General features: G+C 70.6%; 2 protein-coding genes and 1 tRNA gene. All 3 read right to left on the bottom strand.

What is annotated here, in order from left to right; genetic code table 11:
• Positions 1-48 precede the first annotated feature (48 nt).
• The 3 genes from FNX44_RS26320 to orn all read right to left on the bottom strand — a co-directional run bounded on the left by FNX44_RS26320 (position 49) and on the right by orn (position 2,226).
• Positions 49-1,206: an acyl-CoA dehydrogenase family protein gene (locus FNX44_RS26320; RefSeq protein ID WP_143651484.1), complete on the bottom strand. Its 1,158-nt coding sequence runs from the start codon at positions 1,204-1,206 to the stop codon at positions 49-51.
• Positions 1,207-1,373: 167 nt separating this feature from the next.
• Positions 1,374-1,446: transfer RNA gene (locus FNX44_RS26325), tRNA-His, on the bottom strand.
• A gap of 132 nt (positions 1,447-1,578) precedes the next feature.
• Complete coding sequence (orn, locus tag FNX44_RS26330) at positions 1,579-2,226, bottom strand: oligoribonuclease (protein WP_143651485.1); 648 nt, start codon at positions 2,224-2,226, stop codon at positions 1,579-1,581.
• Positions 2,227-2,273 lie beyond the last annotated feature (47 nt).

The raw sequence follows: 2,273 nt of genomic DNA on the forward strand, positions 1-2,273 counted from the left end.
GGGTGGGGGGTGGTCGGGGTTCGTTCTCCGCGCCTGTGCGGGAAGTGGTCAGAGGCCCATCGACTTCGCGATGATCGAGCGCATGACCTCGCTGGTGCCGCCGTAGATCCGCGACACCCGGGTGTCGGCGTACAGGCGGGCGATCGGGTACTCCCGCATGTAGCCGTAACCGCCGTGCAGCTGGAGGCACTTGTCGATGACGCGGGCGGCGGTCTCGGTGGTGAAGAGCTTCGCGGAGGCCGCGTCGGCAGCGCCCAACGCGGCCTGCTCGTGCGCCTCCAGCGCCCGGTCGACCACGGCCTCCATCGCGTCCACGTCCGCCTTGCAGTCCGCCAGCACGAACTTGGTGTTCTGGAACGCGGCCACCGGCTGCCCGAAGACCGTGCGCTCGCGCACGTACTCGTGCGCGAACCGGACCGCGGCGGCGGCCTGCGCGTACGCGCCGACCGCGATGCCCAACCGCTCCTGCGGCAGGTTGTGGGTCAGGTACTCGAAGCCCCGGCCCTCCTCGCCGAGCAGGTCCTCGACCGGCACCCGCACGTCGTTGAAGGAGAGTTCGGCGGTGTCGGAGGTCTTCAGGCCCAGCTTGTCCAGGGTCCGGCCCACGGTGTAGCCCTCGCTTCGGGCGTCCACCACCAGGATCGAGATGCCGCCGCGGCGGTTCTCCGGCGTCGCCGGGGAGGTGCGGGCGCACACCAGCACCCGGTCGGCCTGCACGCCGCCGGTGATGAAGGTCTTGGCGCCGTTGAGCACGTAGTGGGTGCCGTCCTCGGACAGCTTCGCGGTGGTCTGCATGCCGGCGAGGTCGGAGCCGGTGCCCGGCTCGGTCATCGCGATGGCGGTCATCATCTCGCCGGAGACGAAGGGCGGCAGCCAGCGGCGCTTCTGCTCCTCGTCCGCGTACGCCAGCAGGTACGGCAGGCAAAGCGCGGTGTGCACGCTCGACCCGCCGAAGCTCACGCCCGCCCGGGCGCACTCCTCGGTGATGACGGCGTAGAACTTGAAGCTCGTCTCGCCCGCGCCGCCGTACTCCTCCGGCACCTCGATGCCGAACACGCCCAACTCGCCGAGCTTGCGGTACAGCTCGCGCGGGACGAAGCCCTGCCCCTCCCACTCGTGGTAGTAGGGCACGACCTCCTCGCTGATGAACTCGCGGATCGTCTGCCGGAACGCCTCGTGATCCTCGTTGTACACCGTACGCCGCATGGCGTTCCTCCCTGTCCGGCCTCGCCGTCGAGTCCTGCGCTAAGCGCTTGCTCAGCGAAAAGCTACCGACGAGTCGCCCCGCTGTCCAGGATCACCGGGCCTCCGGCGCGGGCGCACGACGAAGGCCCTGGCCCGGGTCTCCCCAGGTCAGGGCCTTCGTCAGCGAGGGTGAACGACGGGACTTGAACCCGCGACATCCTGGACCACAACCAGGTGCTCTACCAACTGAGCTACGCCCACCATGCCCGGTGTGGAGTGTGTTTCCCGCACCGGCCGATACGAGTGTACAGGGTTGGCGAGGGTGCTCGCGCACGCCTTTTTCCGGCGAGGCGGACCCGGAGCCCGGTCGGGCGGATCGGGCCCGGTGGCAGGTCAGGCGGTGGGTTCCGCCGGGCTCGCGGTGCCGGCCTGCTCGGCGGGGACCGGCGGGACGACGTGGCGGGCGGCGATCGTCTTTGCGGTGTCGGAGTCCGGGCCCGGCTGGGGCACGAAGACCGCCTCGCGGTAGTAGCGCAGCTCGGCGATGGACTCCCGGATGTCGGCCAGCGCCCGGTGGTTGCCGGACTTCTCGGGGCTGTTGAAGTAGGCCCTGGGGTACCAGCGGCGGGCCAGCTCCTTGACGGAGGAGACGTCCACGATGCGGTAGTGGAGGTGGCTCTCCAGGGCGGCCATGTCGCGGGCGAGGAAGCCCCGGTCGGTGGAGACCGAGTTGCCGCACAGCGGGGCGCGGCCGGCCTCGGGCACGTGCTGCCGGATGTAGTTGAGGACCTGCGCCTCGGCGTCGGCGAGCGTCGTGCCGCCGTCGAGCTCGTCGAGCAGGCCGGAGGCCGTGTGCATCTCGCGGACGATGTCGGGCATGCTCTCCAGCGCGGCGGCCGGGGGCCGGATGACGACGTCGACGCCGTCGCCGAGGATGTTCAGCTCCGAGTCCGTGACCAGGGCGGCCACCTCGATGAGCGCGTCGTCGGACAGCGAGAGCCCGGTCATCTCGCAGTCGATCCACACCAAGCGATCGTTCATGCGGGCCAGCCTACGCGGGGGCGGGCACAGGCGGGCCCGCATGAACG

Origin of the sequence: Streptomyces alkaliterrae (genome assembly GCF_007097205.2) — a bacterium.
GTDB classification, from domain to species: Bacteria; Actinomycetota; Actinomycetes; order Streptomycetales; family Streptomycetaceae; genus Streptomyces; species Streptomyces alkaliterrae.